We start from the raw sequence: 25300 nt of genomic DNA, 5'->3' as shown, positions 1-25300 counted from the left end.
TCAGGATCCGGCGAGCGCGTCGCGGTCGCCGTTGGTGTTGCCTTCGGTGTCGCCGCCGGTGCCCGCGCCGTCCCTCGCAGGAGGGGTGCTGGTCGCGTCGGCCGTGGTGGGTGTCGTGTTCTCGCGTAGCCACGCCGCCACGAGCGCTTCCTCTTCGCCCTTCGGGTGACCGGTCACCTTGATGCTGCCGGCGGGTCCCGTCAGCTCCACCGACCGGTGCTGCGTCCTGCCGACCCATCCGGCGGCGAGCCGTACGACCTCGGTCAGGACGGGTGAGGCGATGAGCGCGGCGATCAACGACATGGTGAGGGGGTCACCCTTGGCGCCTAGAGGTGCCGTTGCCGCTGCTTGCCCCTCTGCCTCTGCCGTTGCCTCTGCCGTTGCCTCTGCCTGTTCCTGCGCCTGCGCCTGCGCCGACGACGGACGGATCAGCTCAGCCCCGTACGCGAAGAGCCCCTGCCGCAGGGATTCCGTCGCCGCGTCCCAGTGCTCGCACGGCAGTTCGGTGTCCGTGAGTCTCAGCTCGATGCGCACACGCCCGTCACTCATCGGCCCCCCTGGTGCTTCCGTCGCCGTCGTGCGTCCGTCGGCTGTGAGCAGCCAGTATGAACCCAACACACCCCGAAACAGGACGGTTTGCTCAACCTCACCCACCGGGCCCCGTCAGGTGAAGTCGAGCCCGCCGGTCCGTGAGCGCTTCAGCTCGTAGAAGTCCGGGTAACTCGCCAGCGCCACGGCGCCGTCGAAGACGTTCAGGGCGTCCTGGCCGCGCGGGATCGAGCTGAGGACCGGTCCGAAGAAGGCGACGCCGTCGACGTGCAGGGTGGGTGTGCCGACGTCCAACCCGACCGGGTCCATCCCCTCGTGATGGCTCCCGCGCACCGCGTCGTCGTACTCCGTGGAGTCCGCCGCGGCGATGAGGTCGGCGGGTGCTCCGATGGCGGCGAGCGCTGCTTCGATGACGGCTCTGCGGTCCTTGATGCCTTCGTTGTGGTAGCGGACGCCGAACTCGGTATAGAAGGCCCGCAGGGCGTCTTCGCCGTCCCGCTGGGCGAGGGCCGTTGCGACGCGGACGGCCCACCAGCCCTCCTCCAGCCGCGCCTTGTACCGCGCCGGCAGGTCCTCGCGGCCGGTGTTGAGCACGGTCAGGCTCATGATCCGGAACCGCAGGTCGATGTCGCGGTGCCGTTCCACCTCCAGGATCCATCGGGAGGCGATCCACGCGAACGGGCAGACCGGGTCGAAGTAGAAGTCGACCTTGGTGGGGGCCGGTGTGCTGGGCTGAGGCGTGCTGAGGTGAGGCGTGCTGGGCCGCGGTGCGCTGGGCTGCGGTGTGGAGGTCATCGTTCCTTCCCCGGAAGTGCGGGATCACTCGCTCCCGGCCAGGCTGTCAGGTGGTACGGGAGGGAGCAAACGGACCACCGGAGCGACCGGCGCCCGACCGGCTAGAGCAGCGTCGGCTGGAGGGCTCCCTCGTGGGTGAGGAGTCGGACCTTGCGCTCGACTCCGCCCGCGTAACCGCGCATCGTGCCGTCCGCGCCGATCACCCGGTGGCAGGGGCGCACCAGCAGCAGCGGATTCGCGCCGATCGCGGCGCCCAGCGCCCGGACGTCCTGACGCGCCACTCCCAGCCGCTCGGCGAGCTTGCCGTAGGTGGTCGTGGAGCCGTACGGGATGTCGTCCAGGGCGCTCCATACGCGACGCTGGAAGTCGGTCCCGGTCGGGATGAACTCGACGGCGAACGTGGTCAGTTCACCCGCGAAGTACGTGGTGAGCTGCCGGGTGACATCCACGAAGGCACCCGGAGCGTGCCGCCAGTCGTCCCGTACCGTCGGGGCGCTTCTCTGGCCCGGCATGGACAGCGAGGTCAGCGCCGTACCGCTCGCCGTCACCTCTCCGACCAGCAGCACGTCACCCAGCGGACTGTCCACGGCCGTCCAGACGGTCACCCCCGTAGCTGAACCTGTCCCTGTACGTGCACCTATCCCTGCACCTGTAGTAGCAGTCGCCGGTTTCTCATTCATCGTCCTGTCCCTTCCGTCCCTTCCGCTCTCTGTTTCCACCTTCGAGAATGGTGCTTCGCGGAGGCGGCTGCTGGCGGGATTCGGACATGGCGTCGGTACGGTACGGGGAGGGGTTTGGGGTAGGGAGACGCACGGGTCATCTCGCTTGCCGGGCAAGGGAGTTGATGTAGCCAAGCGTGTGTTCGAGCTTCGTCGGTGCGTCTAGGTTGGAGGTGATCGCCGGACCGACGTAGCCGAGGAGGCCCCTTTCCATGTCCGACCGTGACTCCCTGCAAGAAGCCGCAGAAGTACGCGCACGGATCGACATCACCACGCCGCACTCCGCGCGTTTCTGGAACTATTTCGTGGGCGGCAAGGACCACTACGAAGTCGACCGTGAGATCGGTGACCACATCCGGACGATCTTCCCCGGGCTGGTCGATGTGGCGCTCACCAGCCGGCACTTCCTCGGGCGCGCGGTCCGGCACCTGGCCGTCGAGCAGGGCGTACGGCAGTTCCTCGACGTGGGGACGGGCCTGCCGACCGCCGACAACACCCACCAGGTCGCCCAGCGCGCCGCCCCGGACGCGCGCATCGTGTACGTCGACAACGACCCTCTCGTACTGAGCCACGCCCGCGCGCTGCTCACCAGCACACCCGAGGGCAGGACCGCGTACCTCGACGCCGACCTGTACCGGCCCGACAAGATCCTCGAAGCGGCCCGGGACACGCTCGATCTCTCCTGGCCGGTCGCGCTGATGATCCTCAACACGCTCGGGCATGTCGCCGACTACAAAGAGGCCCGCTCGCTGGTGTCGCACCTCATGTCCGGCCTGCCGTCAGGGAGTTACCTGGTCATCAGCGACAGCACGTCCACCAGCGAAGGCATGATCGCCGCGTCGGACGCGTACAACTCCAGTGGTGCCGTGCCGTATTACGTCCGCAGCGTCGAGGAGATCGCCGGATTCTTCGACGGCCTGGAGCTGACCGACCCCGGAATCGTCCAGGTCACCCATTGGCACCCCGAGCCCGGCACCTCCACAGACGGAGCGACACCGGTGGACGCCTACTGCGGAATGGGCCGCAAGCCGTAACCGCCAACGGCAGACCACGGCTGGTCGGCAGGCGACCGTCACCCATGGCTCCGTCCCCTCCTCACATCCGGCGTTCCCTGTGCCGTCATCGGTGCATCGTCTGTCGTTCACCGCGCATGCGCACGCTCGGCACGTCCGAACGCGTACTCCCGTGAGGCCAGCAGGAGCTGAGATGAGCCACAGTCACGACCATGGGCACCACCATGGGCATCATCACCACGGCAATGACGAACCCACGTCGTTGCCTCCGGCTCTCGACATGTCGGTTCCCGACGAGGGGCTGACGCCCGATCAGCTGTCGCGACGCTCGATGCTGCGGCGCACCGGTCTGCTCGGCGCGGGGATCGCCGCGGGCAGTGTGGTGGGCGGTGGCCTCGTGGGTGCCGGGGAAGCCGTTGCCGCGCCCGCCGCGCACGGGTCCTCGAACGGCGGTGCGCGTACAGGTGGTTATCTGTGGCTGGCCGGTGACCACCACATCCACACGCAGCACAGCTCCGACGGCAAGTACCGCGTGATCGACCATGTGCGCCAGGGGAACGCGCACGGTCTCGACTGGATGGTCATCACCGACCACGGCAGCGAGACGCACGCCAAGATCGGCGTGGAGAAGGTCAACCCGGACATCGTCGCGGCCCGTGACAAGATCTCCGACACCCTGGTGTTCCAGGGTCTGGAGTGGAACATCCCGGCGGCGGAGCACGGCACCGTGTTCGTGCACCCGGGCCGTAACGAGGTCAGTGTTCTCAAGGACTTCGAGAACTCCTTCGACGGTGCCGTGAAGGGCGCGACGGACAGCACCCCGGCGAACGAGGCCCTCGCGATCGCGGGTGTCAACTTCCTCGCCGACGCCATCCGCCGCAAGCGGATCACGGACGCGCTGTTCCTCGCGAACCACCCGGCGCGCAAGGGTCTGGACTCGCCGCACGAGATCCGTGGCTGGCGTGACGCGCAGCCCCGGATCGCGGTCGGCATGGAGGGTGCGCCGGGCCACCAGGCGGCCGGTCTGCCGAAGCCGAACGGCCCCGGTTCCGGGCGTGGTTTCTACGACTCCAGCCCGAGCGCGAACTCCTGGGCGGGCTACCCGCTGGAGAGCTACCGCACCTTCGGCGGCTTCGACTGGATGACCGCGACCGTCGGCGGTCTGTGGGACAGCCTGCTCGCCGAGGGCAAGCCGTGGTGGATCACCGCCAACTCCGACTCGCACAGTGTGTACGCCGACAACTCGACCCGCGGTCCGGGCAGCGACTTCGCGCGCGACGGCAAGTACCAGGACCCGGTGTACGGCGGCGGCCTCAACCTCGGTGACGGCGACTACTGGCCCGGTCACTACAGCCGCACCCACGTGGGCGCGTCGAACTTCTCGTACAAGTCCGTGATGGACGGCATCCGCGCGGGCCGGGTCTGGGTGGACCACGGCGGGCTGATCAGCGGTCTCAACGCGCAGCTCAAGTCCGGCCGCAGCTCGGTCACGCTGGGCGGAACGCTGCACGTGCGGCGCGGCAGCCAGGTCGACCTGGTCGTGGAGATCTCGCTGGCGAACGGCTCCAACTGGGCGCAGTTCGTGCCGACGCTGGCGCGCGTGGACGTCGTCCAGGGCGATGTCACGGGCCAGGCGTCCGACCGTGACGCGCTCACCACGCCGAACACCAAGGTCGTCAAGTCCTTCGAGGTCAACAAGTCGACGGGCGGCGTGCGTCTGACGTACTCGCTGGGCCGCGTGGACAAGCCGGTGTACGTGCGCCTGCGGGGCACGGACGGCAACCGCACGGCGGTCGGTCTGAACGGCGCGGGCGTCGACCCGGTCGGCCCGGCGATCGACGTGGTCGGCGACGCCGACCCGTGGAAGGACCTGTGGTTCTACTCCAACCCGATGTGGGTCCTGCCCGCATGACAGCACCTCGTCACGCGTCCGGCGTCCCCACCGTCATCGGTGTGGACGCCGGTTGTGCCGGTCTGAGCGACGCTGACCATCTGGTCCACCGACTGGTGGAGGTGCTGGGTCTGCCGGCGGACACCGTGGGGTGTACGCATCTGGTGCGCGGCGCGCGTCCGCACACGGCGGTGTCGTTCGCGCTGCCGGACGCGGACGCCGCGGAGTCGGCGTGGGAACGGCTGGTCGTGCTGCTCTCGGATCCGGGTGAGCCACCGGCCGGCGCGGTCCTCGGCGAGCGGGAGTTCGGCCCGGTCGAGTGGGTGGACGGCGCCACGACGGCCGCCGCCGAGCACGCTCGGCGCGACGGTGGGCGTGCGGTGGTGTTTCCAGGGGTCGACCTGCTGACAGGCACGGTCACGCTGGAGCGGCTGCTCGCCGACAGCGCGGTGGACCGGGTCTCGCTGCTCGGCTCCCCGGCCGGTGATCCGCGGTTGTCGGGTGCCGGCACGCTGGTGATGACGCGGGGACATGTGCGGCCGACCTGGCAGGAGGGCGATCTGCTGCTGCCGCTGGTTCCGGCGGCCGGGGGTGTGCTGGCACCGTTCGAGGTGCCCAACCCCACGCCGTGCTGCGCGGATCACGACCACGCATGAGCCCGGCAGGCCACGCGTGAGCCCGGCAGGCCACGCGTGAGCCCGACAGGCCGCGTGTGAGCCCGCCCGGCCAGGCGTGAGCCTTCGCCGCCGGGGCCACCAACGGGGCTGTGCGGTTCACCTCTTCCGCACGGCCCCGTCCCACCGGGCTCTCACTCCTGAGAGTTGAGGACCCGCCCGGCTCTCACTTCTGAGAGCCCTGCGCACCCTCCACTTCCACCGTCACCGCGGCGGCCGTGTCCACACGTACGGCTCCGTCCGCCGTCACCGAGACCGCCAGCGGTTCGCCCGCGACCCGCAGACCCGTCACCTTGAGGGGCAGATGGCCGCCGGAGGCGGGGCGGACGGTGAGGCGGCCCGCCGGGACGTCCGCCTCCAGACCGAGGAGTGCCTGGAGCATGCCGACGGACGCGGCGGCCGACCATGCCTGCGGGCGGCACGACGCCGGATAGGGCGCGGGCCGGCGGGACGCGGTACGCGCCGTGCCCGCGAGGAGTTCCGGAAGCCGGTAGTCGAAGGCGGGTGCCGCGGCGATGAGGTTCTCGGCGAGCCGGCGCGCGTGGTCCGGGAATCCGGCGCGGGCCAGACCGTGCACGGCGATGGCGGTGTCGTGCGGCCAGACCGAGCCGATGTGGTAACCGAGCGGGTTGTAGCCGGAGTTGAGAGTGCTGTAGGTGCGCAGACCGTAGGCGTCGGCGAGGTCGGGCGCGAGCAGCCGGTCGGCTATGGCACGGCTCTCCTCGGCGTCGAGGAGTCCGGTGCCGAGCAGGTGTCCCATGCCGGAGGTCACCGAGTCCACGGGCCGCTTGTCCGCGTCGAGCGCGATGGCGGTGTACGGGCCGTTCTCGTCGGACACCCAGAAGCCCGCGCGGAACGCGTCCTGGACCCGAGCGGCCCAAGTGCGATAGCGGTCGCCGCCGGGACGGTCGAAGGCGTCGAGCAGCGCGGCACCCGCCAGCGCGGCCTCATAGGCGTACGCCTGCACTTCGCACAGGGCGATCGGGCCCTGCGCGAGGGAGCCGTCGCGGAAGCGGACCGAGTCGCCCGAGTCCTTCCAGCCCTGGTTGGCGAGGCCGCTGCCGGTGGAGTCGATGTACTCCAGGAGGCCGTCGCCGTCCGGGTCGCCGTACTCGACGAGCCAGGTGAGGGCCGCCTCCAGGTTCGGCAGCAGCTCGGCGACCTCGGCGTCGGGCATGCCCCAGCGCCAGGCGTCGTGCAGGAGCGAGATCCAGAGCGGGGTGGCGTCGATGGTGCCGTAGTACTGCGGGGGCAGACGCATGCCGATGTGCCCGGACTGCTCCTGGGCGCGGACCTCGTGGAGGATCTTGCCTGGCTGTTCCTCGGTGCCGGGGACGGTGTCGCGGCCCTGGCGGCGGGCGAGCGTACGCAGGGTCCCGGCGGCCAGTTCGGTACCGAGCGGGAGCAGCATGCGGGCCGTCCACAGCGAGTCACGGCCGAACAGGGTGAGGAACCAGGGGGCGCCCGCGGCGGCGAAGACGTCTTCCGGTGCCTGCGGGTCGGCGAGCAGCAGCCGGGAGAGGTCCTGCTCGGCCTGAGTGATCAGCCGTGTGAAGTCGCCGTCGGCGCAGGCGAGTTCGACGGGCTGCCAGGGGCGCTGCTCGTCGGTCACCGGCAGGAACGCCGCCGAGTCGCCGCGCTCGGCCACGATGTGCAGCGCACACGGCCACTCCTCGCCGGGAGCGAGCGTGACGGCGAATTCGAGGCTGCCCTCGGTGCCGTCGACGAAGACGGCTCCGGGTGCGTCGGGGGCGTCGGCCGTCAGGGTGAGGTGCGCGGTGTCACCGGTCCACGACAGGCTCGCATCGCCCGCGACCGGTTCGGCGGCTCCCAAACGGACACCCGACTTGACGACGTCCATCGCCGCGAAGTCCGCCTCGGCGCTCACCCGGAGTGTGAACGCCACATGCCGGGAGCCGTGGTTGGCGAGCAGGACGCGCTCGGTGAAGCGGCCCGGCTCGACGGTGCGTTCACGGCGCAGGGTGACCGCCGGGTCGGCCGTGGTCTGCCCGACGCCGCGCAGGACGGCGTCGAAGACGGCGCGCTCCGCCGACTCGGTGGCGGACCCGGCAGGGGCGGGCGGTATGCCGTCCACCGTGACGCGGAGGGTGCGCAGGAAGCGGCGGTCGCCGTGGTAGAAGCCGTCGACCGCGGAGACGAGGTCGCCGTCCGGCCGTGAGGCGACGAACGACGGCGCCCACAGGACGACGCTGGCGTCATGGACGTAGGGCTGTCCCGATACGTGTGGGTCGGTGTCCGGCTCCTGGGGTGGGCCGGACAGGGGGTGGTCGCGGAGGCTGTCGTGCGTCATCTCAGAGGGACCTTCGGCCTTCCTTGATTTCCTTGAGCGGGTGTACAGTCAGCGGCACTTCGGCGTTGGATCGATCCAATCACGTTCTCTTGGATCGATCCAATAGATTCGACGGACACCGTACCCGACGCATCGGACAGCACAGCAATGGACAGAGAAGTCCCCCCGCTGGACAGACAGGTGCCCCCACAAGGGGGTTCCGCGGCACGGTCGCGCCCCGCGACGATGGCGGATGTCGCCCGCCTCGCGCAGGTCGGCCGGCAGACCGTTTCCAACGCGCTCAACAGTCCGCACCTGCTCCGTCCCGAGACCCTGACGCGGGTCGAGGCCGCCATCGAGGAGTTGGGCTACCGGCCGCACGCGGCGGCCCGCTCCCTGCGCCGCCGCGAGTCCCGGACCATCGGGCACGCGCTGGAGCGCAGCATGGCCGGCCGTTCCAACGCGGTGCACGACCGCTTCCTGCACGCCCTGACCGAGGCCGCCGACGCGGCGGGCCACCGCCTTGTGGTGTTCCCCACGGACGATCCGGTGCAGGAGATAGAGCGCTACGACCAATTGCTGCGCGAGCAGGCGGTGGACGCCTTCGTGCTGGACCGTACGCGCACCTCCGACCCCCGGCACCGCTGGCTGCACGACAAGGGTGTGCCCTTCGTCGCGTTCGGCCGGGCCTGGGACGAGGAGGGGCTCGGCGACTGGGTCGACGTGGACGGGGCCGCGGGCACCGAGGCCGCGACCGAGCATCTGGTGGCGGCGGGTCACCGGCGCGTGGGCCTGCTCGGCTGGCCCGAGCACAGCGACTCGGGCCGGGACCGCGCGGCAGGCTGGCGGCGGACACTGGAGCGGCACGGCCTGCCGGTGGAGGGTCTGCGCGTCGGCGCCGAGAACACCACCGAGGACGCCCGGCGGGCCGCCCGCGTCCTGCTGGAACACGACGTGACGGCCGTGGTGGCGCTGAGCGACACACTCGCCCTCGGCTGCTACGACGTCCTGCGCGAGCGGGGTTTACGGCCGGGACGGGACGTCGCGGTCACCGGCTTCGACGACTCCCCCATCGCCGCGCTGCTCGACCCGCCCCTGTCGTCGGTCGAACAGCCGCTGGAGCAGGCGGCCCAGGAGTGCGTACGGATGCTGCTGTCGCGGCTCGCCGCACCGAGGAGTCCGTACGCGCGACTGCTGCTGAAGCCGCGACTCGTCGCGCGCGACAGCTCACACCCCGGGGGTCCGCCACCGGCGGACAGCACGCCCGGCGGGTGACACGGGCGGGCCGACGACCCGCCCCTCACCCCGAGCACCACCCAGCAACACAAAGCACCACATCGAGCACCACCCCCAGCGCCACCCCCCTCATGAATCACCGGCAGGAACGCCCACTGCCGCCACCACAACCGCCGGTCCGATTGCGACCGGTATCCATCCATTGATCACCCATACGCACGGAGGACGACCATGCGTGGCAAGACTCTCCCACTCGCCGTTTGCGGACTGACGGTTTCCCTGCTGGTCACCGGCTGCTCATCAGGATTCGACAAGGAAAACGGAGCAGAACAGCAGAAGTCGGGCAAGCAGGACCTGAAGGTACTGATCGCCACATCCGGTAACGCCGAGACCGACGCGGTCAAGAAGGCCGCCGCCGCCTGGGAGAAGTCCTCGGGCAACACCGTCACGGTCGACATAGCGCAGAACATCGACCAGCAGCTCGGCCAGGCGTTCGCGGGCAGCAACCCGCCGGACGTCTTCTATGTCTCCACCGACCAGTTCGGCACCTACGCCAAGGCCGGGTCGCTCTACCCGTACGGCGACAAGCTCAAGCAGGCCGACGCGTTCAGCCCCGCGCTGACCGGGGCCTTCACCTACCAGGACAAGCTCTACTGCGCCCCCAAGGACCAGTCGACGCTGGGGCTCGCCGTCAACACCGACCTGTGGAAGAAGGCCGGGCTGACCGACGCGGACTACCCGAAGACCTGGGCCGAGCTGGAGTCGGTCGCGAAGAAGCTCACCAAGGACGGTGTCGTCGGGGTGTCCTTCAACGCCGACTACAGCCAGATCGGCACCTTCTTCAAGCAGGCCGGCGGCTGGCTGACGAACCCCGACCAGACCAAGATGACGGCGACCGCGAAGTCCAACGTCGAGGCGCTGACGTATGTGAAGAAGCTCCTCAAGGAAGGCGTCCTGAAGTTCCCGAAGCAACTGGACGCCGGATGGGGCGGTGAGGCGTTCGGCAAGGGCAAGGCCGCGCTGACCATCGAGGGCAACTGGCTGGCCGGTGCCATGACGAAGGACTTCCCGAAGACACCGTACGAGATCGTCCCGCTGCCCGAGGGGCCGGGAGGCAAGGGCACGATGGCCTTCACCAACTGCTGGGGCATCTCCGCCAAGAGCAAGCACCACGACGCGGCGGTCGACCTGGTCAACGAGCTGACCAGTGACAGCAACCAGCTCACGTTCGCGCGGACGATCGGCGTCATGCCGTCGAAGCAGACGCTGATGGACGAGTACAAGCAGCAGAACCCGAAGTCGCAGGCGTGGGCGGACGGCTCGGCGTACGCGCAGCTGCCGGTGAACGCGACCGGGATGCGCCAGGCGATGGCCGAGTTCAACACCTCGCTGGAACAGCTGGCGAGCAGTGACCCGGCGAAGCTGCTGGCCGACCTGCAGAAGAACGGTGACAGTGTCCTGGGTGGCAGCGGGCGATGAGCACCACATCGACCACCACCGCGTCCGGCCGTCGATCCGCCTCCGGGCGGTCGCGGCCGGCGCGGCCCCGCCGGAGGCGGGACCGGCAGGGTCCGTGGGGCTGGCTGTTCGTCAGTCCGATGGTGCTGGTGCTCGGCCTGTTCCTGGCGCTGCCCATCGTCATGGCGGTGTGGGTGAGCCTGCTCGACTGGGACGGCCAGTCCAATCCGTTCTCGGGCGCGGCCGACTTCGTGGGCCTGCGGAACTATCAGAACCTGTTCACGGAGAACGGTCTGACCCGGACGCTGTTCATGACGTCCCTGCGCAACAACCTGTACTACGTGCTGATCGTCGTCCCGCTCCAGACAGCGCTGGCGCTGGGGCTCGCCCTCGCGGTCAATCAGCGCCGGCTCAAGGGCAGGGGCGCCTTCCGTACGGCGTTCTACTTCCCGTCCGTCACCAGCTCGATCGCCGTGTCGACGGTGTTCCTGTTCCTCTTCCAGGGCAGCGGCGCGATCAACAGCCTGCTGAAGTGGGTGGGGATCAACGGGCCGAGCTGGTTCACGGACGCGCGGGGGCTGGTGTGGGTGGCGCTCAGCGCTCTCGGTGTCGTGGACACCGACGCACCACCGGCCGCGCTGGCCGGGCACGGGGTGCTGGGTCTGTCGTGGTGGGACTGGCTCTCGGGACCGTCCGTCGCGATGTGCACCATCATCTTCCTGGTCGTCTGGACGACGTCGGGCACGTTCATGCTGATGTTCCTCGCCGCACTCCAGGACATCCCTGAGTCGCAGTTGGAGTCGGCACGTCTGGACGGCGCGAACCGGCGCCAGGTCCTGCGGCATGTGATCATCCCCGCGCTGCGTCCGGTGCTGTTCCTGGTGATCACGCTCGGCCTGATCGGCACCTGGCAGGTCTTCGACCAGGTGTACGTGATGAGTAAGGGCACGCCCGCGAACACGACGCTGACCCCGGCGTATCTCTCGTACACGCTGAGCTTCAAGGACGCGCAGTACGGGACGGGCGCGGCGATCTCGTTCGTGCTGCTGGGGATCATCCTGCTGATGACGGGAGTGCAGCGGCTGCTGCTCCGGGAACGCGACGGTGGGCCGAAGCGGCGCGTGTTCCGCGGCCGGCTGCGGTCGAAGGGGTCCGGTTCGAAGGGGTCGGGTGAGGAACGATGACGGCGCTGCGCGCTCTGAGCCGCCGGTACACGAACCTGCGGCTGCTCGGGACCCTGCTGATGTCACTGGCGGCACTGGTGTTCCTGATGCCGTTCGTCATCCAGGTGGTGACGGCGTTCAAGACGGATCCGCAGGCCGCGTCGTCACCGCTGAGTCTGATACCGAGCCCCGCGACGCTGGACACGTTCCGGCAGTTGTTCGGCGGCGGTAGCGGTGCGGTGCCCTTCCCGACATGGCTGGGCAACTCCGTGTTCGTCGCCGTGGTGGTGACGGTCGGGCGGGTGTTCTTCGACTCGCTCGCGGGGTACGCGCTGGCCCGGCTGCGGTTCCCCGGCCGGGGCGTCCTCACGGTCACGCTCATCTCGCTGATGGCGGTGCCGGGCGTCGTCCTGATGATCCCGAAGTTCCTCGTGGTGCAGTACCTCGGGATCTACGACACCTATACGGCGATGATCGTGCCGCTGCTGGTGGACGCCGTCGGCATCTTCATCATGAAGCAGTTCTTCGCGTCGGTCCCGCAGGAGATCGAGGAGGCGGCGCGGGTCGACGGCGCGGGCGTGTTCCGTACGTACTGGTCGGTGATCCTGCCGATGGCGCGGCCCGCGCTGATCACCCTCACGATCCTGTCCTTCCAGGGGTCCTGGAACGAGTTCACGCACTTCGTCGTGACGACGCAGTCCTCGGACCACGCGACCCTGACGACGGGTCTCGCCCAGTTCGTCACCGGCGGTCTGGGCGTGGGTACGCAGTACCCGCTGAAACTCACCGCGGCCCTGCTGGCCACCATCCCGGTCGCCGTGGTGTTCTTCGTGTTCCAGCGCCACTTCGTACGCGGCGGGAACGCGGGCGCCCTCAAGGAGTGACGGAGAGGCGGAACCGTCCGCACCGACCACCTGTACGGGCCCGAACCTGACGTCGGGCCCGTACAGGTACCCCCGGCGGAGCCGGGGGTTTCGTGGGCAGGTCAGGCGTGCCAGGAGCCGCGCAGCGCGGCGACGACGAAGCCGGGGCCGAACGCCACGGCCATCCCCGGGTCCCCGTCGGCGGGAGGGTCGTCGTGGATACGCTCCAGGACGCCGAGCACGCTCGCTCCCCCGCGGTTGCCTTCCTGGGCGAGCAGTTCGCGTGAGTGCTGGGCGCTACGGGCGTCGAGCCCGAGTCCGGCGGCGACGTCCGTGATGATGACCGGACTGCCGGGGTGGATCACGGCGAACCCGGGGACCTCGCCGTCCAGCCATGCGGCGACATGCGGCAGGGACTGATCGGCGGTCTTCTTGGCGGCCTTCGTGCTCTCGAAGTGCAGACCGTGGGTGTCGAGGCTGCCCCGGTAGCGGTCGGTGGTGTCGGGCATCAGCAGTTCGAGCGTCGAGTCGGTGGTCCCCGGGTCCCCGATGGCCAGGCCGGGACCGAGGGGTTCGGTGGAGACGACACAGGCGGCGGCCGAGTCACCGAAGAGCGCCTTGTAGATCATGCTGGGAACGCTGGTGTCCCGGTGGTTGTAGACGGCGCTGATCGCCTCCGAGATGACGACCAGGACCCGCGAGCCCGGCCGCACCCTGGCGAGTTCGGCGGCGCGTATGAGTGCCTGGACGCCGCCCGCGCAGGCGAGTGTCGTCATGGAGACGCGGCGCGTTCTCCCGGGTAGCCCCAGGCTGTTGACGAGATGGACGTCGAGCCCCGGCACGGCCCATGAGGTGGAGTGGGATGTGACCAGGGCATCGATGTCATCCGGCCCGATGCCCGCCTGGTCCAGGGCTGCGAGGGAGGCTTCCTCGGCCATCCGTGCGGCGTCGGCGAAGGCGGTCCCTGTGCGTTCGGTGACATCCGGGTCCCCGGACACCAGATAGGAGTCGAGGGGACGGACGAAGTACCGGGTGTCCACACCGACGTTGCGCACGATGCGCAGGATCGCGCCGAGGCGCTCATGGTCGGGGTGATGGGTGCGGATGTTGTCGAGGATGTCCTGTGTACCCACTTTATAGGGAGGGAGCACATTGGCGGGACGACTGACAAAAACGTGCACGAAGGACTCCCAGGAGCGCTCGGGATAGTCAAGTTACGAACAAACTACGTCCATTTGACCAGTGCTTTGCCGGAGTCCTGAACATCCGTGCGACATCACGTGCGTATGGCCGATCAGGTCATGAGGCTCCGCGAGGCGAGCGTGACCGGGGCACGAAGGTCCTCCTGGCGAGCGGCGCTCCCGTCCCCACTGTGCCAGGCGAGCATGACGAAACCCGCGCCCCGGGAGTTGCGGGGATCGGCGGCGAGGATGTCCACGACACCGTCGCCGTGCCGGGGGTGACGGAAGGGCCGCTGCGCCCCGTCGGGGAACGGCACGGTGACCAGACCGGTGCCGGTGTAGATCGGGCCTGCCTCCCGGTCGGAGAGGACCAGTTGCTCCAGGCGCTTCAGTTCCTCGTCCTCGGGGCGCTCCGAGATGGCCCGGCGTAGCTGGGGGAAGATCCAGGGGGCCCAGGACTGCTCCCAGTCGAGGAGCAGGGTGTGGCGGGTGGGGTCGGTCGCCATGTAGAGGAGAACGTTGGAGGGGGGACGGTTGCCGGGGAAGAGTTCCTCGAACTCGCGGTTGCAGGTGATGAGGTTCCACGCGGCGTCGGCGACGTAGGCGATGACGCCCTCGATGCGGTGGATATTGCTCCAGACGCCGGGGATCACCATGCCGGCGTCCTCGTGGAGCGGCGCCGGGTACTCGCGCCGCGTCAGCCAGTACAGGTGGGTCCACTCCTGCTCGGTCATCCGCAGGAGCCGCGCGATGTCCTGGAGATACTGCGGTTTCGGCCGTTCCAGACGGCCGTTGACGAGACGGCTGTACGTGCCCCGGGCGCGCCCGGTCAGCTCGTCGATCTGCTCCTGGCTCAGTCCCTCTACCGGGCGGCCCACGCCGCTGCGGCCCCCGTAGCCGAGGGACTCGGGCGCGACGGCCTTTCTGCGGTCCTCCAGGAGCTTTCGCAGTGCCTCGGTGTCGTCGGTCGAGAGCTGCACACCGTCCCCGTTCTCTGGCCGGAACCGTGGGGGTCCCGGATTTATCTGCACTTCTTTTGCGTGGAAAGGCTGGTCACCAGCCGTCAGACTCTCAGGGTCGCTATGAAATTTGCACAGTGTCGAGTGCACCTCTGACGTAAGGAACCTCGCAATGCGTTCCGAACCCGGCATCATGAATGGCCGGTCCGTACTCATCACCGAAGGCCAGCGCGAGGCCAGTCAGGGCATTGCGGCGGCGCTCCACGCCCTCGGGGACAGAGTCGCCGCGACCTATGTCGACGCCCGCCCCGCGGTGCCGGACTTCGCCGTCGAGTGCGATGTGACCAGCCCCGCCGACGTCGAGTACGCCGTGGCCCATGTCGAGGAGGTCCAGGGCCCGATCGAGGTGCTGGTCGCCGGCATCGGTCTGGCGAACGACGTGATGCTCCGCCCGGCGGACGAGCGCTTCGTGTCCGTCTGCGACAACCATCTCGTCGGCAGTTTCCGCCTCATCCGCGCCGCGCTTGACCGTATGCGGGACACGGGACACGGCCGCATCATCTTCCTCAACACGGAGCTGACAGGCGATCTGCCGCGGCGCTACGGCGCCACGGAGGCCGCTCTGCGCGGGTTCATCAGCACGATGATCCGTGAGGAGGCGCGTTACGGGATCACCTGCAACGTCGTGACGCTGAGCATGCCGGCGGCCCGCGCTCGGGCGGCCGGTCGTCAGCCGGTGATGCGGGAGCCCGGGGCCGCTCTGACCACGGCTTTCTCGCCGGAGGTCACGGCGGCGGCGGAGACGGTCAAGTTCCTGGCCGCGGAGAGCGCGGGCACCATCAACGGCGCCAACATCCCCGTTGACCGCGGTTTCCGGATGGTCTCCTGACCATAAGGAGCCCCTCCGCGACGTGGGGGACACACGTGATGTGGGAGACACAGCGGTGTCACCGCGGCTGTCGCGGTGACACCGCTGTGCGGGGGCGCGTCCGGGCGACGTTGATCACTGGGGGATCGCCTCGAACGCTTTCGGGGTGGTGCCGGTCGGGGCGGCGGTCTGGGGGATGGTGGAGTCGCCGAGCGTCCTGATCCCCTGAGCCACGGGCAGCAGCCGCACGAAGATCAGGCCGTACCGCACGGCGCACTGGATTTCCTGCGGCTCACCGCGCGGCCGACGCAGACATCGGTACGCGTGCAGATCGCCGTCCTCCTCGCTCCGGCTGACGACCACCACCTCCCCGAGCATCGTCACCGTCAGCGCGTCGCCTTCGTTCGGCAGCGCGGTGACCAGGTCGACCATGTGCCAGCCCACTCTCTGAGCCGCACTCAGCTCACGGTGTATACGCCGGTCTGTAGGGGGTGCCATGACTCCGGACGCTATTGCGGGCCAGGAACGCTTGTCGATGCCCCGTGCCGCCAATCGACTGTTTCCAGACACACGTTGGGCAAAAATCGACGATCGGATTCGGGCGTCCGAAGCAACACTCAAGAATCGCGGCAAAGTTCGCGAATGTGGATATTCCGGTGCTCGGATTGAGCCAATCTCCGAGAACGGCCACTTCTCATCTGTACTCGGCAGTTCACCAGCAGGGACCCGTCCGAGGTGGCACCCATCAAGAGCGCTCTCAGGCCGTCCCGGCCCACCGGCCCTCGGTTACCGTGGGTCACACCTCGGGTGAGAAGAGGCACAGCCCGCCCCCGGGTTCTTTCGCTCTGCTAAGGAGTATGTTGAAGGGAGCGGGGGCCTTTCGTACGCCGGTGCTCGGACCGGCCTCGTTCCCGCTGCCCCACGACACCGGGTGCTGTTCGACCCGGGGCAGGTTCCGCCTTATGCCGCCCGAAATGTCGCCCGAAGACGTCATCCCGCCACCCCGCCGGCCGTTTCGGCGCTGGATCGACATCAGCAGGCCGCCGACGGACCGCACCCACCCGGGCGAGACCGTCTGAGCCCGCCCGAGCCCTGCGAATCGTCAGCCGACCCCCATCGGTCCGCGCCGCCGCCCGCCGCCCGCCGCCACGAGCCCGCCCGCAGGCCCTCACCGCAGGAGTCCGTATGACCACCGCACTGCAACCTCCGCTGCCGTCCCACCCATTGCTCCGACTCCGCCTGGTTCCGCACGGCTCCATGGCGCACCGGATCGACGGGGCGTGGTGGCCGCGCTCCTACGACCTGACGGCCGAACTGCCGCAGCTGCTCGCCGGATTGCCGCGCGCCTGGGGACACATCAGCAGCGTCACCGTCAACGGCACCGTCTGGTCCTCGTCACCGGGACGGATGCTCGTCGTCAACCAGGTCGTACGACTGCACAGGACCACCGCCCCCCATGCCCCGCAGACGATCTGCCTGTTGGCGCCCGGCCGAGGCCGATGGGATCTGCTGGTCGTCCCGCCGGATACGCCCAGGGCCGTCGCCGAACCCCTCATGGCGGCCGTGGTCGAGGAGATGTCCACGACCGGCTCCGGGTCTGCGTCCACGGGTCACGCCCAGCCCGTCTGAACCGAGAGCCGAACCACCGCCCCGGTCACCGGGACGGTGGTTCCTCGGTGTCGGGGCCCGGTCGCGACTCCGATCGCGTGGTCCGGTTCGTACTCGTGGTCCAGTTCGCTTCTACGCGAGCCTTCTCCTCCTCGACGAGCGGGCGGACCACATCATCGACCGTCCGGTGCGAGATCTCCGCGAACGCCCACAGCCACTCCACGAGGTCGGTCGGCAGTTCGACGGTCAACCGGCGGAAGCCGGGCGGTACGGGAGGCTTGGCCATGAGTCCACCGTAGGGCGGCGCACCGGCACCTGGGCGTCTCTCAGTCGCGCAGATCTGTGCGCAGCCACCGATCGGCCTCGCGCGGCGTGCCGAACCGTACGACGCGCAGCGGGGCGAATCGGGGGTCGGGGCAGCGGCGGCCGATCTCGGCGCGGCGGGCGGCGTGCCCGGTCCAGGCCGACCACGCGGGATGGTCGCGGCTCAACCAGTCCGCCGTGGTCTCCCGGTTGCCGCCGAAGACCCGCTCGCGCAACACGGTCCTGCGCAGCGAGCGGCGCAGGACGCGGGGCATCACCACGCGCCGGGGGTAGTCCAGCCAGACGATGGTGTCGGCGCGCTCCCACAGCAGGTCGCGGACCTCCGGGTAGCCGAACGAGTCGAAGATCCAGCCAGGGGCCGAGGTGAGGTGCTCGATCTCGGCGACGAAGCCGGCGTTCACGGCCCAACCGGGGCCGGTGAAGTACCGCGCGTCCATCTCATGGAAGGGCAGCGTCAGCCGCCGGCTCAGCGTACGGGCCAAGGTGGACTTGCCGGCTCCGGTGATACCGACGACGAGGATGCGCTGCATCAAGGCACCCTAGGTGGACGGTCGGTGACCGACGGGACCGGCTGTCCATGGAGGGTGGTCGGCCGGTCCCCGGCCCGGTCGTTGTCCGCTCGACTCAGACGTTGACGCCGAAGTCCGCGGCGATACCGGCGAGGCCCGACGCGTACCCCTGGCCGATCGCGCGGAACTTCCACTCCGCGCCATGGCGGTACAGCTCACCGAAGACCATCGCCGTCTCCGACGACGCGTCCTCGGACAGGTCGTAGCGCGCGATCTCGGCGCCGCCCGCCTGGTTCACCACCCGGATGAAGGCGTTACGGACCTGGCCAAAGCTCTGGCCGCGGGACTGCGCGTCATGGATCGAGACCGGGAAGACGATCTTCGACACCTGGGTGGGCACCGTCGCGAGATTGACCTTGATCGACTCGTCGTCGCCCTCTCCCTCACCCGTGAGGTTGTCGCCCGTGTGCTCGACCGAACCGTCGGGGCTCGTGAGGTTGTTGTAGAAGACGAAATGCTGGTCGGAGATGACCTTCCCGGAGTCGGAGCACAGCAGCGCGCTCGCGTCCAGGTCATAGTCCGTGCCGGTCGTGGTCCGTACGTCCCAGCCCAGTCCGATCAGCACCGCGGTCAGCCCCGGAGCCTCCTTGCTCAGGGAAACATTGCCGCCCTTGGCCAGGGAAACACCCACTGCACAACCTCCACTGCTCCACGCGCCCGGTTGACGCTCTCGCCTAGTGACAACGCCGAGGCTACCTTCATGGTTCCCATCCTTGCGCAACAGCTAAAGTGTCAGCGCGGTGCGGGCGCCGGAGGCGGCGGGCGACCGGTGGACCTCGTCGCACACGGCGACGACGAGAGGGAGTGTCCGGTGTTCTCAGATGTGGGCATGATGGAGGTGATCACGCTCGTGGTCCTCGGTCTCCTCCTCTTCGGCCCGGACAAGCTGCCGGAGCAGATCCAGAACCTGACCCGGACGATCCGTAAGCTCCGGGAGTTCTCCGAGAGCGCGAAGCAGGACATCCGCTCCGAACTGGGTCCGGAGTTCAAGGACTTCGAGTTCGAGGACCTGCATCCGAAGACCTTCGTACGCAAGCACCTCCTGGAGGGCGGTGACGGCGACGGCCTGGGACTCGACGAGATCCGCAAGGCGCTCGACCCGCGACAGGAACTGGCCGAGGTGGCGGATGCGGTACGGGGCCTGGAGGCCACGGAACGGGAGACGGAACGGGAGTCGGACCCGGTACGGAAGCGAGCTGCGGGCGACGACGACACGTCGCGCGTCGTCCTGACGAAGGGCGCGGGTTCCGAACCGCCGTCCGCGCGGGTGCCCTTCGATCCCGACGCGACTTGACGGTCGTGGAGACTGGTGCCCCGCAACCCCTTCGTACTCCCCGTACTCCCGTACTCCCCCTTTCGAACTCCCCCTTCCAGTTCCCCTTTTGACCCACACCGGAGGACCCCATGAGCTTCGCCAACCGCTATCTGGCGGACGACGAGGAACTGGTGCACGCCACACGCCAGCACTGGACCGAGATCTTCACCGAGTTCCTGATCCTGGCCGTCATCTGGGCGGCGGCCGGCGCGCTGTGGTGGGTGATTCCCTCGGACGAGGACTGGGGCCGGATCGCCGACTACGTGGTGGCGGGCGCCGCCGTCGTCGCCTCGTTGTGGTTCTGGTTGATACCGCTGCTCGCCTGGCGCGGCACCGTCTACATCGTGACGACGAAGCGGATCTACAAGCGCAGCGGTTTCCTGACGAAGACGGGCCACAGCATTCCGCTCATCCGCGTCAACGATGTGTCGTTCCGGGCGACGTTGTGGGAGCGGATCCTGCGCGAGGGCACGCTGTTCATCCAGTCCGCGTCCGAGCACGGCATGCTCACGCTCAAGCATGTGCCCGATCCGGAAGGGCTCAAGGACCTCATCTACCAGGCGGTGGACGTGGAGCAGCGGCGCGACCCGTCGAGCCCGCCCGGCGACCCACTGCCCCGGACGCGGTGACAGCCCGCTGACCCGGTGGCAGTCGCGGACCCGCTGACCGTACGGCCCGCGCCCCCTACTCGGATCGCGGCAGGCCAGGACCCGTGAAGTCCGGACTGCTGAAGTCGGGCCCGGTGAAGTCCGGGCCGCCGGCGTCGGGACCACCGCTTCCCGGCCCGGCGAAGTCGGGGCTGCTGAAGTCCGGGCTGCTGAAGTCGGGGCTGCCGAACTCCGGCCCCGCGTAGTCGGGTGACGCGAATCCGCGCCCACCCCGGGGTGCGGCGGCCGGAGTTGCCCCGGCATCCCCTTGCGCGCCGCCCCGCGCGGGCGCACCCGCCGCCGTCTGCGCCTCGTCGAGACGGGCGCGCAGGAAGGGCAGAACGCCTCGCTCCAGCAGCACCTCCTGCCATGCCTCACGGGCGTGCCGCACGTCGGGGTCCGTTTCACCTGCGGCGGCACCGTCCGACGCATGGCGGTTGCGTGCCGCGGCGACCAGCAGCCAGGCCAGGTCGGCGAGGGCCGCGCCCACGGCGACGCTTCCCGCTATCAGCCCGGCCATGACGAGCCCGTCGCCGATGTAGGGGCGTGCGAGAAGGACCCGCATGCCGTAGCCGATCAGCAGGAACACGACCGAGGCGACCGCCGCCAGGCTGGGCACGAGCACGGCCAGCGCGGGCAGCAGCCCGCTCCTCTGACGCGCGCCGCCCTCCCCGGACCCGTTGGACCCCGACGACCCGGAGGATCCGGCGCCTTCGGCGGATTCGCCCCGGCGGGCGGCCCGCGCGGCCCGCCGTCGCTTCACCGCCACCGCCCGGACCTCCAGATAGCGGCGGTACTCGGGCGTCGCCACCGCGGAGATCGTGGTGCTCGCCGCCAGGGCCTTCGTACGCAGCTCTTCCCGGTTCAGCGGTGCGTCCGTACGGCCCGTCGCGTCGCTCACCTCCGGGGTGCCGAGGGCGCGGTCCAGGACCTGTGCGAAGGCGATGGCGTGTTCCGCCTGCTGAGAGCCGGGCTGCTGCATACGTGTCCCCCGATGGGTGAGGCGGCGCGGGACGCCGTCCGATCCTCGTCGTCCGGGGTCAACGCCGTGCCTCTTGTCATAGTTCCCGGATTGCGCAAACTCTTAATCGTCTGCGCTCGGGGACCTTACCGGAAGACGGAGGCACGCGTGCGCGGGTCACGCGCGGGGAGGTTACCCGGCCTGGGGCGCGCTCGGCCGACGGGTTCCGGAATGAGCGTCCCGGGGACACACCGGGGCTCATCGCACGGCTCGCCACGCGGCTCATCACTCAGCGCACCACTTAGCTCACCACTCGACTCACCTCGCGGCTCACCAATTCGTGAACGCCCCGTCTGCCGTGCGCAGATGGGGCCGCTCCGCTGCCGTGGCCTGGTACGTGCGGGCCGCCTCACGGTCGATGTCCACACCGATGCCGGGAAGGTCGCTCAGCTCGATGCGGCCGGGGACCACCACGGGACGGTGGGTGAACAGGGCTGCGATGGCCGGCTCGGGGTCGGTCTGGTGCTCCTGGATCGCCATGTTCGGGCAGGCCAGGTTGAGTTGGAGCGAGGAGGCCGCGGTCACCGGGCCCAGGGGGTTGTGGGTGGCGAGCTTGATGTGGTGGGCCTCCGCCATCGCCGCGATCTTCTTCGCCTCGGTGAGGCCCGACGCGACACCGATGTCGACGCGCGCGTAGTCGATCAGATCGTGCTCGATGAGACCGCGGAACTCCCACTTGGAGCCGTACTGCTCCCCCGCCGCCAGCGGTACGCCGGTACGGGAGCGGAGCATGCGGTAGCTGTCCGGGTTCTCGCTGCGCAGCGGGTCCTCGACGAAGTACGGGCGGGCCGCCTCTATCTCCCGGCAGAGCGTCACGGCCTCGGGTGGGTCGAGGCGTGTATGGACGTCGAGGATGAGTTCCACCTCGTCCCCGACGGTCTCGCGCACCTCGTGGAAGAGGCGGACCGAGTCGCGCAGACAACGGCGGGCGTCGAGCACGTCGTCGGGGTCGTGCGGCGACGCGAACCGCAGATGGCGCCAGCCCTCCGCGACCAGGGCGCGGCAGCGGTCGAGGAACGCATCGCGGTCGTGGTAGCCGTCGCCGACATGCACGTACGCGGGCACATGGTCCCGGACCCGGCCGCCGAGGATTTCGTGCACCGGTACGCCGAGGGACTTGCCGCGGATGTCCCACAGGGCGACGTCGACGGCGGCGATGGCGGCGCCGAGTATGCGGTCCGCGGGGAAGAAGCCGCGGCGGAACATCACCTGCCAGAGGTGTTCGATACGCCGCGGATCCTCGCCGGTGATCAGTTCGGCGAGGTGGTCGAGGCCGCCCGCGACCGCCCTCTGACGGGACCTGATGCCGACCTCTCCCAGGCCGTGGATGCCCTCGTCGGTGTCGACCACGACGAGCATCATGCTGTCGCCGTGGTCGGGGAGAGTCAGCACTTCCAGGCCGGTGATCTTCATTCCGCTCCTCGATGAAAACGTTCCCGCAATTTTATGAAAGGTGTCGGGACGCATCATCCGCAGCAACCAGGTCTGCTCGCAAGCCCCTTGTCACCGCAGGATTTTCCTTGTGGAAACACTCTTGACACGTCTGAGAACGTTCGCAAGGATCCACCGCATCCAGCAGGCACCGTGGCCGAAAGGCAGCGGTACCGCAGCAGAGCGACAGGGAGGCCGTCCGTGGCAGTCACGATCCGGGAAGTGGCGAGCGCCGCCGGAGTGTCGGTGTCGACGGTGTCCCGCGCGTTCACCGCACCGGACCAGGTCCAGCCGAAGACCCGCCAGCGCATCCTGGACGCGGCGGCCAGGCTCGGCTACTCACCGAATCCGGCGGCACGCAGCCTGCGCGGCGGTGGCACGGGCACGCTCGGGCTGATCGTCCCGGACATCGCCAACCCGTTCTTCCCGCCGATCGTCAAAGCGATGCAGGCCCGTGCGCGCCGGCTCGGTTACACCGTCCTGGTCGCCGACAGCGACGAGCGCGAGGCCGATGAGCTGGAGACGATCGCGGCCGTGTCCAAGCGGGTCGACGGACTGGTGCTCTGGGCGTCGACGCTCACGGAGGACCGGCTGCGGGAACTCGCCGCCCAGATGCCGCTGGTGGTGGTGAACCGGCATGTGCCGGGCATCGCCGAGGTGCGGATCTCACTCTCCGCCGGTATCGCGCAGGCCGTGGAGCATCTGCGGGCCTACGGGCATCGGCGGTGCGCCTTTGTCAACGCGTCCCGGACGGAGCTGAGTCGGGGCAAGTCCATCCATGAGTCGTTCGAGGCGCTGGACATGTCGCTGGTCGAACTCGGCCCTTACGAGCCGCGGTTCGAGACAGGTGTGCACGCCGCCAGTCTCGTCGCCGCGCACGAGGCCACGGCGGTCATCGCGCACAACGACCTGGTCGCCCTGGGCGTGCTGCACCAGATGGCGAACCTCGGGGTGAGTGTGCCGGGGCAGGTCAGTGTCATCGGCATCGACGACACCCTGCTCGCGTCGGTGTCCACGCCCAGCCTCACCACGATCCGTATCGACCCGGAGGAGATCGCCACGCGCGCGGGAGATCTGCTCATCGACGTCATCGGCGGCCGGACCGACACCGCCGATTCCCCGTTCGTGGAGATCGGCTCACGGTTGATCCTGCGAGCCTCCACGGGCCCGGCGCCCACTCACTGACGTAACACCACCCCGCGCCGGCGCCCCCACCCCGTACTGACGCACCCCCTCGCGCGCCGGCGTCGTCACGCTCCCCCACCGAGCGATCGCACTCCCCCACAGCAAGGCACATGCACGTACCCACCCTGCCCTCTCTGGAGTCGATATGCCCAAAACATCCCACCGTGCGGCCCTGGTCGGCTGCACCGCCGTGGCACTGGCCATGGCACTCGCGGGCTGTTCCGCCGTCACCCCGAGCAAGGCCGGCGCGGACGGCGACCTCGTGCTGCGGGTCCAGGGCATGCCACCGGCCACCGACAAGCCGGCCCTTGCCCTGTTCAAGAAGCAGGTCGCCGAATTCGAGAAGGCCAACCCCGGCATCAAGGTGCAGGGCTCGACCACGGTGTTCGATCCGCTGACGTTCTCCGCCAAGCTGTCCGGCGGCAATGTCGAGGACGTCATCAGGGTCCCGCTCACCGAGCCGCAGCGGCTCATCCAGCAGAAGCAGGTCCAGCCGATCACCGGACAGCTCCAGGAGTGGGGCCACTTCAAGGAGTTCAACCCGCAGGTCATCAAGCCGCTCAGCGACAGCGCGGGCGAGGTCTACGGCGTCCCGCAGAACCCGTACGCGCAGGGTCTCGTCTACAACCGCGATCTCTTCGAGCAGGCCGGGCTCGACCCGGACAAGCCGCCGGCCACCTGGGAGGAGGTCCGCGCCGCCGCCAAGAAGATCAGCGACAAGACCGGCAAGGCGGGGTTCGTCCACGAGTCCAAGGACAACCAGGGCGGCTGGCAGCTCACGATGCTCTCGTACGCCTTCGGGGGTGATCTCCAGAAGCAGGACGCCGACGGTACGTACACGGCGACTCTGACCGGCGAGCCGACGAAGCAGGCGCTGCGGCTGCTGAAGGACATGCGCTGGAAGGACGACTCGCTCGGCAGGACGCTGCTCAACAACCAGAACGACGTCATCAAGCAGTTCGCGGCCGGTCAGGTCGGCATGTACATGGGCAGCCCCGGCACCTACCGGCTGGCCAAGATGCAGTTCGGCATGGAGAACACGGACGCCTTCGGGGTGGCCCCGATGCCGCAGTCGGGCGGCAACGCCACGCTCACCGGCGGCGACATCTATATGGTCCCCCGGTCCGCCGACAAGAAGCACGCGGCGGCGGCCGTGAAGTGGTTGACCTTCGCCTACGCGCAGCCGCAGTACAGCACCGACGCCGCCGCGCAGCAGGCCAAGGCGCTGTCCGCCGACCCGAAGTCCGCGGTGGGCGTGCCGACGCTGCCGGTGTTCGACGCCGCCCGCCAGGAGAAGATCAACGCCGCGATCAAGCCGTATGTGAACGTGAAGCTGGGGAATTTCCGGCCCTACACCGAGGGTCTGCCGAAGCTGGAACTCAAGGCGGAACCGCCGTACCAGGCGCAGAAGGTGTACACGGCGCTGGACCCGGTCGTGCAGGCGGTGCTCACCAAGAAGGACGCCGACGTCGACAAACTGCTCGCGTCGGCCGAGCAGGACGTCAACGCCAAGCTCGCCGCCGACCAGAAGAAGTAGGCCG

General features: G+C 69.2%; 25 protein-coding genes. 13 read left to right on the top strand and 12 right to left on the bottom strand.

What is annotated here, in order from left to right; translation table 11 throughout:
• From ACFVT5_RS13415 to ACFVT5_RS13405, 3 genes are all read right to left on the bottom strand, one after another.
• Complete coding sequence (locus tag ACFVT5_RS13415) at positions 1–549, bottom strand: hypothetical protein (RefSeq protein WP_389885668.1); 549 nt, start codon at positions 547–549, stop codon at positions 1–3.
• A 114-nt stretch (positions 550–663) separates the two neighbouring features.
• Complete coding sequence (locus ACFVT5_RS13410; RefSeq protein ID WP_389885665.1) at positions 664–1344, bottom strand: DsbA family protein; 681 nt, start codon at positions 1342–1344, stop codon at positions 664–666.
• Between the two features lie 101 nt (positions 1345–1445).
• Positions 1446–1949 carry a methylated-DNA--[protein]-cysteine S-methyltransferase gene (locus ACFVT5_RS13405; RefSeq protein ID WP_389885662.1) on the bottom strand — a complete coding sequence of 168 codons (504 nt, stop codon included), beginning with the start codon at positions 1947–1949 and terminating at the stop codon, positions 1446–1448.
• 326 nt (positions 1950–2275) lie between these two features.
• Between ACFVT5_RS13405 and ACFVT5_RS13400 the strand changes: the two genes are divergently transcribed.
• The 3 genes from ACFVT5_RS13400 to ACFVT5_RS13390 all read left to right on the top strand — a co-directional run bounded on the left by ACFVT5_RS13400 (position 2276) and on the right by ACFVT5_RS13390 (position 5623).
• Positions 2276–3097: an SAM-dependent methyltransferase gene (locus ACFVT5_RS13400; protein ID WP_389885659.1), complete on the top strand. Its 822-nt coding sequence runs from the start codon at positions 2276–2278 to the stop codon at positions 3095–3097.
• Positions 3098–3269: 172 nt separating this feature from the next.
• Entirely contained in the window at positions 3270–4988 is a 1719-nt protein-coding gene (locus ACFVT5_RS13395) for a histidinol-phosphatase (RefSeq protein ID WP_389885656.1), read from the top strand.
• Positions 4985–5623 (top strand): hypothetical protein, encoded by a 639-nt coding sequence (locus tag ACFVT5_RS13390; RefSeq protein ID WP_389885653.1) that lies wholly within the window; start codon positions 4985–4987, stop codon positions 5621–5623. Before ACFVT5_RS13395 ends, ACFVT5_RS13390 begins: the two co-directional genes overlap by 4 nt.
• 184 nt (positions 5624–5807) lie before the next feature.
• Here the strand turns inward: ACFVT5_RS13390 and ACFVT5_RS13385 are convergent, their stop codons facing one another.
• Positions 5808–7952, bottom strand: coding sequence for a glycogen debranching N-terminal domain-containing protein (locus ACFVT5_RS13385; protein ID WP_389885650.1), 2145 nt, complete (start codon positions 7950–7952; stop codon positions 5808–5810).
• 225 nt (positions 7953–8177) lie between these two features.
• Here ACFVT5_RS13385 and ACFVT5_RS13380 point away from each other — a divergent pair, with 225 nt between their 5' ends.
• The 4 genes from ACFVT5_RS13380 (at position 8178) to ACFVT5_RS13365 (ending at position 12672) form a co-directional block, all read left to right on the top strand.
• Positions 8178–9206 carry a LacI family DNA-binding transcriptional regulator gene (locus tag ACFVT5_RS13380; RefSeq protein WP_389885648.1) on the top strand — a complete coding sequence of 343 codons (1029 nt, stop codon included), beginning with the start codon at positions 8178–8180 and terminating at the stop codon, positions 9204–9206.
• 192 nt (positions 9207–9398) lie between these two features.
• A complete protein-coding gene (locus ACFVT5_RS13375) occupies positions 9399–10646 on the top strand; it encodes an extracellular solute-binding protein (RefSeq protein WP_389885645.1) in 1248 nt (415 codons plus the stop codon).
• Positions 10643–11809, top strand: coding sequence for a carbohydrate ABC transporter permease (locus tag ACFVT5_RS13370; RefSeq protein ID WP_389885642.1), 1167 nt, complete (start codon positions 10643–10645; stop codon positions 11807–11809). Before ACFVT5_RS13375 ends, ACFVT5_RS13370 begins: the two co-directional genes overlap by 4 nt.
• Positions 11806–12672 (top strand): carbohydrate ABC transporter permease, encoded by an 867-nt coding sequence (locus ACFVT5_RS13365; protein ID WP_389885639.1) that lies wholly within the window; start codon positions 11806–11808, stop codon positions 12670–12672. The genes ACFVT5_RS13370 and ACFVT5_RS13365 overlap by 4 nt, the downstream gene beginning before the upstream one ends.
• A 101-nt stretch (positions 12673–12773) precedes the next feature.
• Here the strand turns inward: ACFVT5_RS13365 and ACFVT5_RS13360 are convergent, their stop codons facing one another.
• A complete protein-coding gene (locus ACFVT5_RS13360) occupies positions 12774–13784 on the bottom strand; it encodes a PhlD (protein ID WP_389885636.1) in 1011 nt (336 codons plus the stop codon).
• A gap of 161 nt (positions 13785–13945) precedes the next feature.
• On the bottom strand, positions 13946–14812 hold the full coding sequence (locus ACFVT5_RS13355) for a helix-turn-helix domain-containing protein (protein ID WP_389885633.1): 867 nt from the start codon (positions 14810–14812) through the stop codon (positions 13946–13948).
• A gap of 151 nt (positions 14813–14963) precedes the next feature.
• On the opposite strand from ACFVT5_RS13355, the gene ACFVT5_RS13350 reads away from it, so the two are divergent.
• Positions 14964–15680: an SDR family NAD(P)-dependent oxidoreductase gene (locus ACFVT5_RS13350; protein ID WP_389885630.1), complete on the top strand. Its 717-nt coding sequence runs from the start codon at positions 14964–14966 to the stop codon at positions 15678–15680.
• 114 nt (positions 15681–15794) lie between these two features.
• Here ACFVT5_RS13350 and ACFVT5_RS13345 read toward each other — a convergent pair whose 3' ends face one another.
• On the bottom strand, positions 15795–16157 hold the full coding sequence (locus ACFVT5_RS13345) for a hypothetical protein (RefSeq protein WP_389885627.1): 363 nt from the start codon (positions 16155–16157) through the stop codon (positions 15795–15797).
• A 687-nt stretch (positions 16158–16844) separates the two neighbouring features.
• Between ACFVT5_RS13345 and ACFVT5_RS13340 the strand changes: the two genes are divergently transcribed.
• Positions 16845–17288 (top strand): DUF5994 family protein, encoded by a 444-nt coding sequence (locus tag ACFVT5_RS13340; RefSeq protein WP_389885625.1) that lies wholly within the window; start codon positions 16845–16847, stop codon positions 17286–17288.
• 25 nt (positions 17289–17313) lie between these two features.
• Here ACFVT5_RS13340 and ACFVT5_RS13335 read toward each other — a convergent pair whose 3' ends face one another.
• From ACFVT5_RS13335 to ACFVT5_RS13325, 3 genes are all read right to left on the bottom strand, one after another.
• Complete coding sequence (locus tag ACFVT5_RS13335) at positions 17314–17553, bottom strand: hypothetical protein (RefSeq protein ID WP_389885622.1); 240 nt, start codon at positions 17551–17553, stop codon at positions 17314–17316.
• A gap of 40 nt (positions 17554–17593) precedes the next feature.
• Entirely contained in the window at positions 17594–18121 is a 528-nt protein-coding gene (locus ACFVT5_RS13330; RefSeq protein ID WP_389885615.1) for an adenylate kinase, read from the bottom strand.
• A gap of 94 nt (positions 18122–18215) precedes the next feature.
• A complete protein-coding gene (locus tag ACFVT5_RS13325; protein WP_389885612.1) occupies positions 18216–18791 on the bottom strand; it encodes a TerD family protein in 576 nt (191 codons plus the stop codon).
• Positions 18792–18971: 180 nt separating this feature from the next.
• On the opposite strand from ACFVT5_RS13325, the gene ACFVT5_RS13320 reads away from it, so the two are divergent.
• Together ACFVT5_RS13320 and ACFVT5_RS13315 are read left to right on the top strand one after the other, a co-directional pair.
• Entirely contained in the window at positions 18972–19454 is a 483-nt protein-coding gene (locus ACFVT5_RS13320; RefSeq protein ID WP_389885609.1) for a sec-independent translocase, read from the top strand.
• Positions 19455–19564: 110 nt separating this feature from the next.
• On the top strand, positions 19565–20104 hold the full coding sequence (locus ACFVT5_RS13315) for a PH domain-containing protein (RefSeq protein ID WP_389885606.1): 540 nt from the start codon (positions 19565–19567) through the stop codon (positions 20102–20104).
• Between the two features lie 55 nt (positions 20105–20159).
• On the opposite strand, the gene ACFVT5_RS13310 is transcribed toward ACFVT5_RS13315, so the two are convergent.
• Entirely contained in the window at positions 20160–21104 is a 945-nt protein-coding gene (locus tag ACFVT5_RS13310; RefSeq protein ID WP_389885603.1) for a hypothetical protein, read from the bottom strand.
• Positions 21105–21413: 309 nt separating this feature from the next.
• Complete coding sequence (locus tag ACFVT5_RS13305) at positions 21414–22556, bottom strand: mandelate racemase/muconate lactonizing enzyme family protein (RefSeq protein WP_389885600.1); 1143 nt, start codon at positions 22554–22556, stop codon at positions 21414–21416.
• 219 nt (positions 22557–22775) lie between these two features.
• Here ACFVT5_RS13305 and ACFVT5_RS13300 point away from each other — a divergent pair, with 219 nt between their 5' ends.
• Both ACFVT5_RS13300 and ACFVT5_RS13295 read left to right on the top strand, forming a co-directional pair.
• On the top strand, positions 22776–23759 hold the full coding sequence (locus ACFVT5_RS13300) for a LacI family DNA-binding transcriptional regulator (RefSeq protein WP_389885597.1): 984 nt from the start codon (positions 22776–22778) through the stop codon (positions 23757–23759).
• 145 nt (positions 23760–23904) lie between these two features.
• Positions 23905–25296, top strand: a complete 1392-nt coding sequence (locus ACFVT5_RS13295) for an ABC transporter substrate-binding protein (protein WP_389885594.1) — start codon at positions 23905–23907, stop codon at positions 25294–25296.
• Positions 25297–25300 lie beyond the last annotated feature (4 nt).

Source organism: Streptomyces sp. NPDC058001 (assembly GCF_042886315.1).
Taxonomy (GTDB): Bacteria; Actinomycetota; Actinomycetes; order Streptomycetales; family Streptomycetaceae; genus Streptomyces.
Note: the sequence above shows the minus strand (reverse complement) of the source record. Positions and strands in the feature narration are given on the sequence as shown.

Coding starts and splice junctions, on each gene's coding strand:
- ACFVT5_RS13415 (WP_389885668.1), bottom strand. CDS start 549: ATGAGTGACGGGCGTGTGCGCATCGAGCTGAGACTCACGGACACCGAA.
- ACFVT5_RS13410 (WP_389885665.1), bottom strand. CDS start 1,344: ATGACCTCCACACCGCAGCCCAGCGCACCGCGGCCCAGCACGCCTCAC.
- ACFVT5_RS13400 (WP_389885659.1), top strand. CDS start 2,276: ATGTCCGACCGTGACTCCCTGCAAGAAGCCGCAGAAGTACGCGCACGG.
- ACFVT5_RS13395 (WP_389885656.1), top strand. CDS start 3,270: ATGAGCCACAGTCACGACCATGGGCACCACCATGGGCATCATCACCAC.
- ACFVT5_RS13390 (WP_389885653.1), top strand. CDS start 4,985: ATGACAGCACCTCGTCACGCGTCCGGCGTCCCCACCGTCATCGGTGTG.
- ACFVT5_RS13385 (WP_389885650.1), bottom strand. CDS start 7,952: ATGACGCACGACAGCCTCCGCGACCACCCCCTGTCCGGCCCACCCCAG.
- ACFVT5_RS13380 (WP_389885648.1), top strand. CDS start 8,178: ATGGCGGATGTCGCCCGCCTCGCGCAGGTCGGCCGGCAGACCGTTTCC.
- ACFVT5_RS13375 (WP_389885645.1), top strand. CDS start 9,399: ATGCGTGGCAAGACTCTCCCACTCGCCGTTTGCGGACTGACGGTTTCC.
- ACFVT5_RS13370 (WP_389885642.1), top strand. CDS start 10,643: ATGAGCACCACATCGACCACCACCGCGTCCGGCCGTCGATCCGCCTCC.
- ACFVT5_RS13365 (WP_389885639.1), top strand. CDS start 11,806: ATGACGGCGCTGCGCGCTCTGAGCCGCCGGTACACGAACCTGCGGCTG.
- ACFVT5_RS13350 (WP_389885630.1), top strand. CDS start 14,964: ATGCGTTCCGAACCCGGCATCATGAATGGCCGGTCCGTACTCATCACC.
- ACFVT5_RS13345 (WP_389885627.1), bottom strand. CDS start 16,157: ATGGCACCCCCTACAGACCGGCGTATACACCGTGAGCTGAGTGCGGCT.
- ACFVT5_RS13340 (WP_389885625.1), top strand. CDS start 16,845: ATGACCACCGCACTGCAACCTCCGCTGCCGTCCCACCCATTGCTCCGA.
- ACFVT5_RS13335 (WP_389885622.1), bottom strand. CDS start 17,553: ATGGCCAAGCCTCCCGTACCGCCCGGCTTCCGCCGGTTGACCGTCGAA.
- ACFVT5_RS13330 (WP_389885615.1), bottom strand. CDS start 18,121: ATGCAGCGCATCCTCGTCGTCGGTATCACCGGAGCCGGCAAGTCCACC.
- ACFVT5_RS13315 (WP_389885606.1), top strand. CDS start 19,565: ATGAGCTTCGCCAACCGCTATCTGGCGGACGACGAGGAACTGGTGCAC.
- ACFVT5_RS13310 (WP_389885603.1), bottom strand. CDS start 21,104: ATGCAGCAGCCCGGCTCTCAGCAGGCGGAACACGCCATCGCCTTCGCA.
- ACFVT5_RS13305 (WP_389885600.1), bottom strand. CDS start 22,556: ATGAAGATCACCGGCCTGGAAGTGCTGACTCTCCCCGACCACGGCGAC.
- ACFVT5_RS13295 (WP_389885594.1), top strand. CDS start 23,905: ATGCCCAAAACATCCCACCGTGCGGCCCTGGTCGGCTGCACCGCCGTG.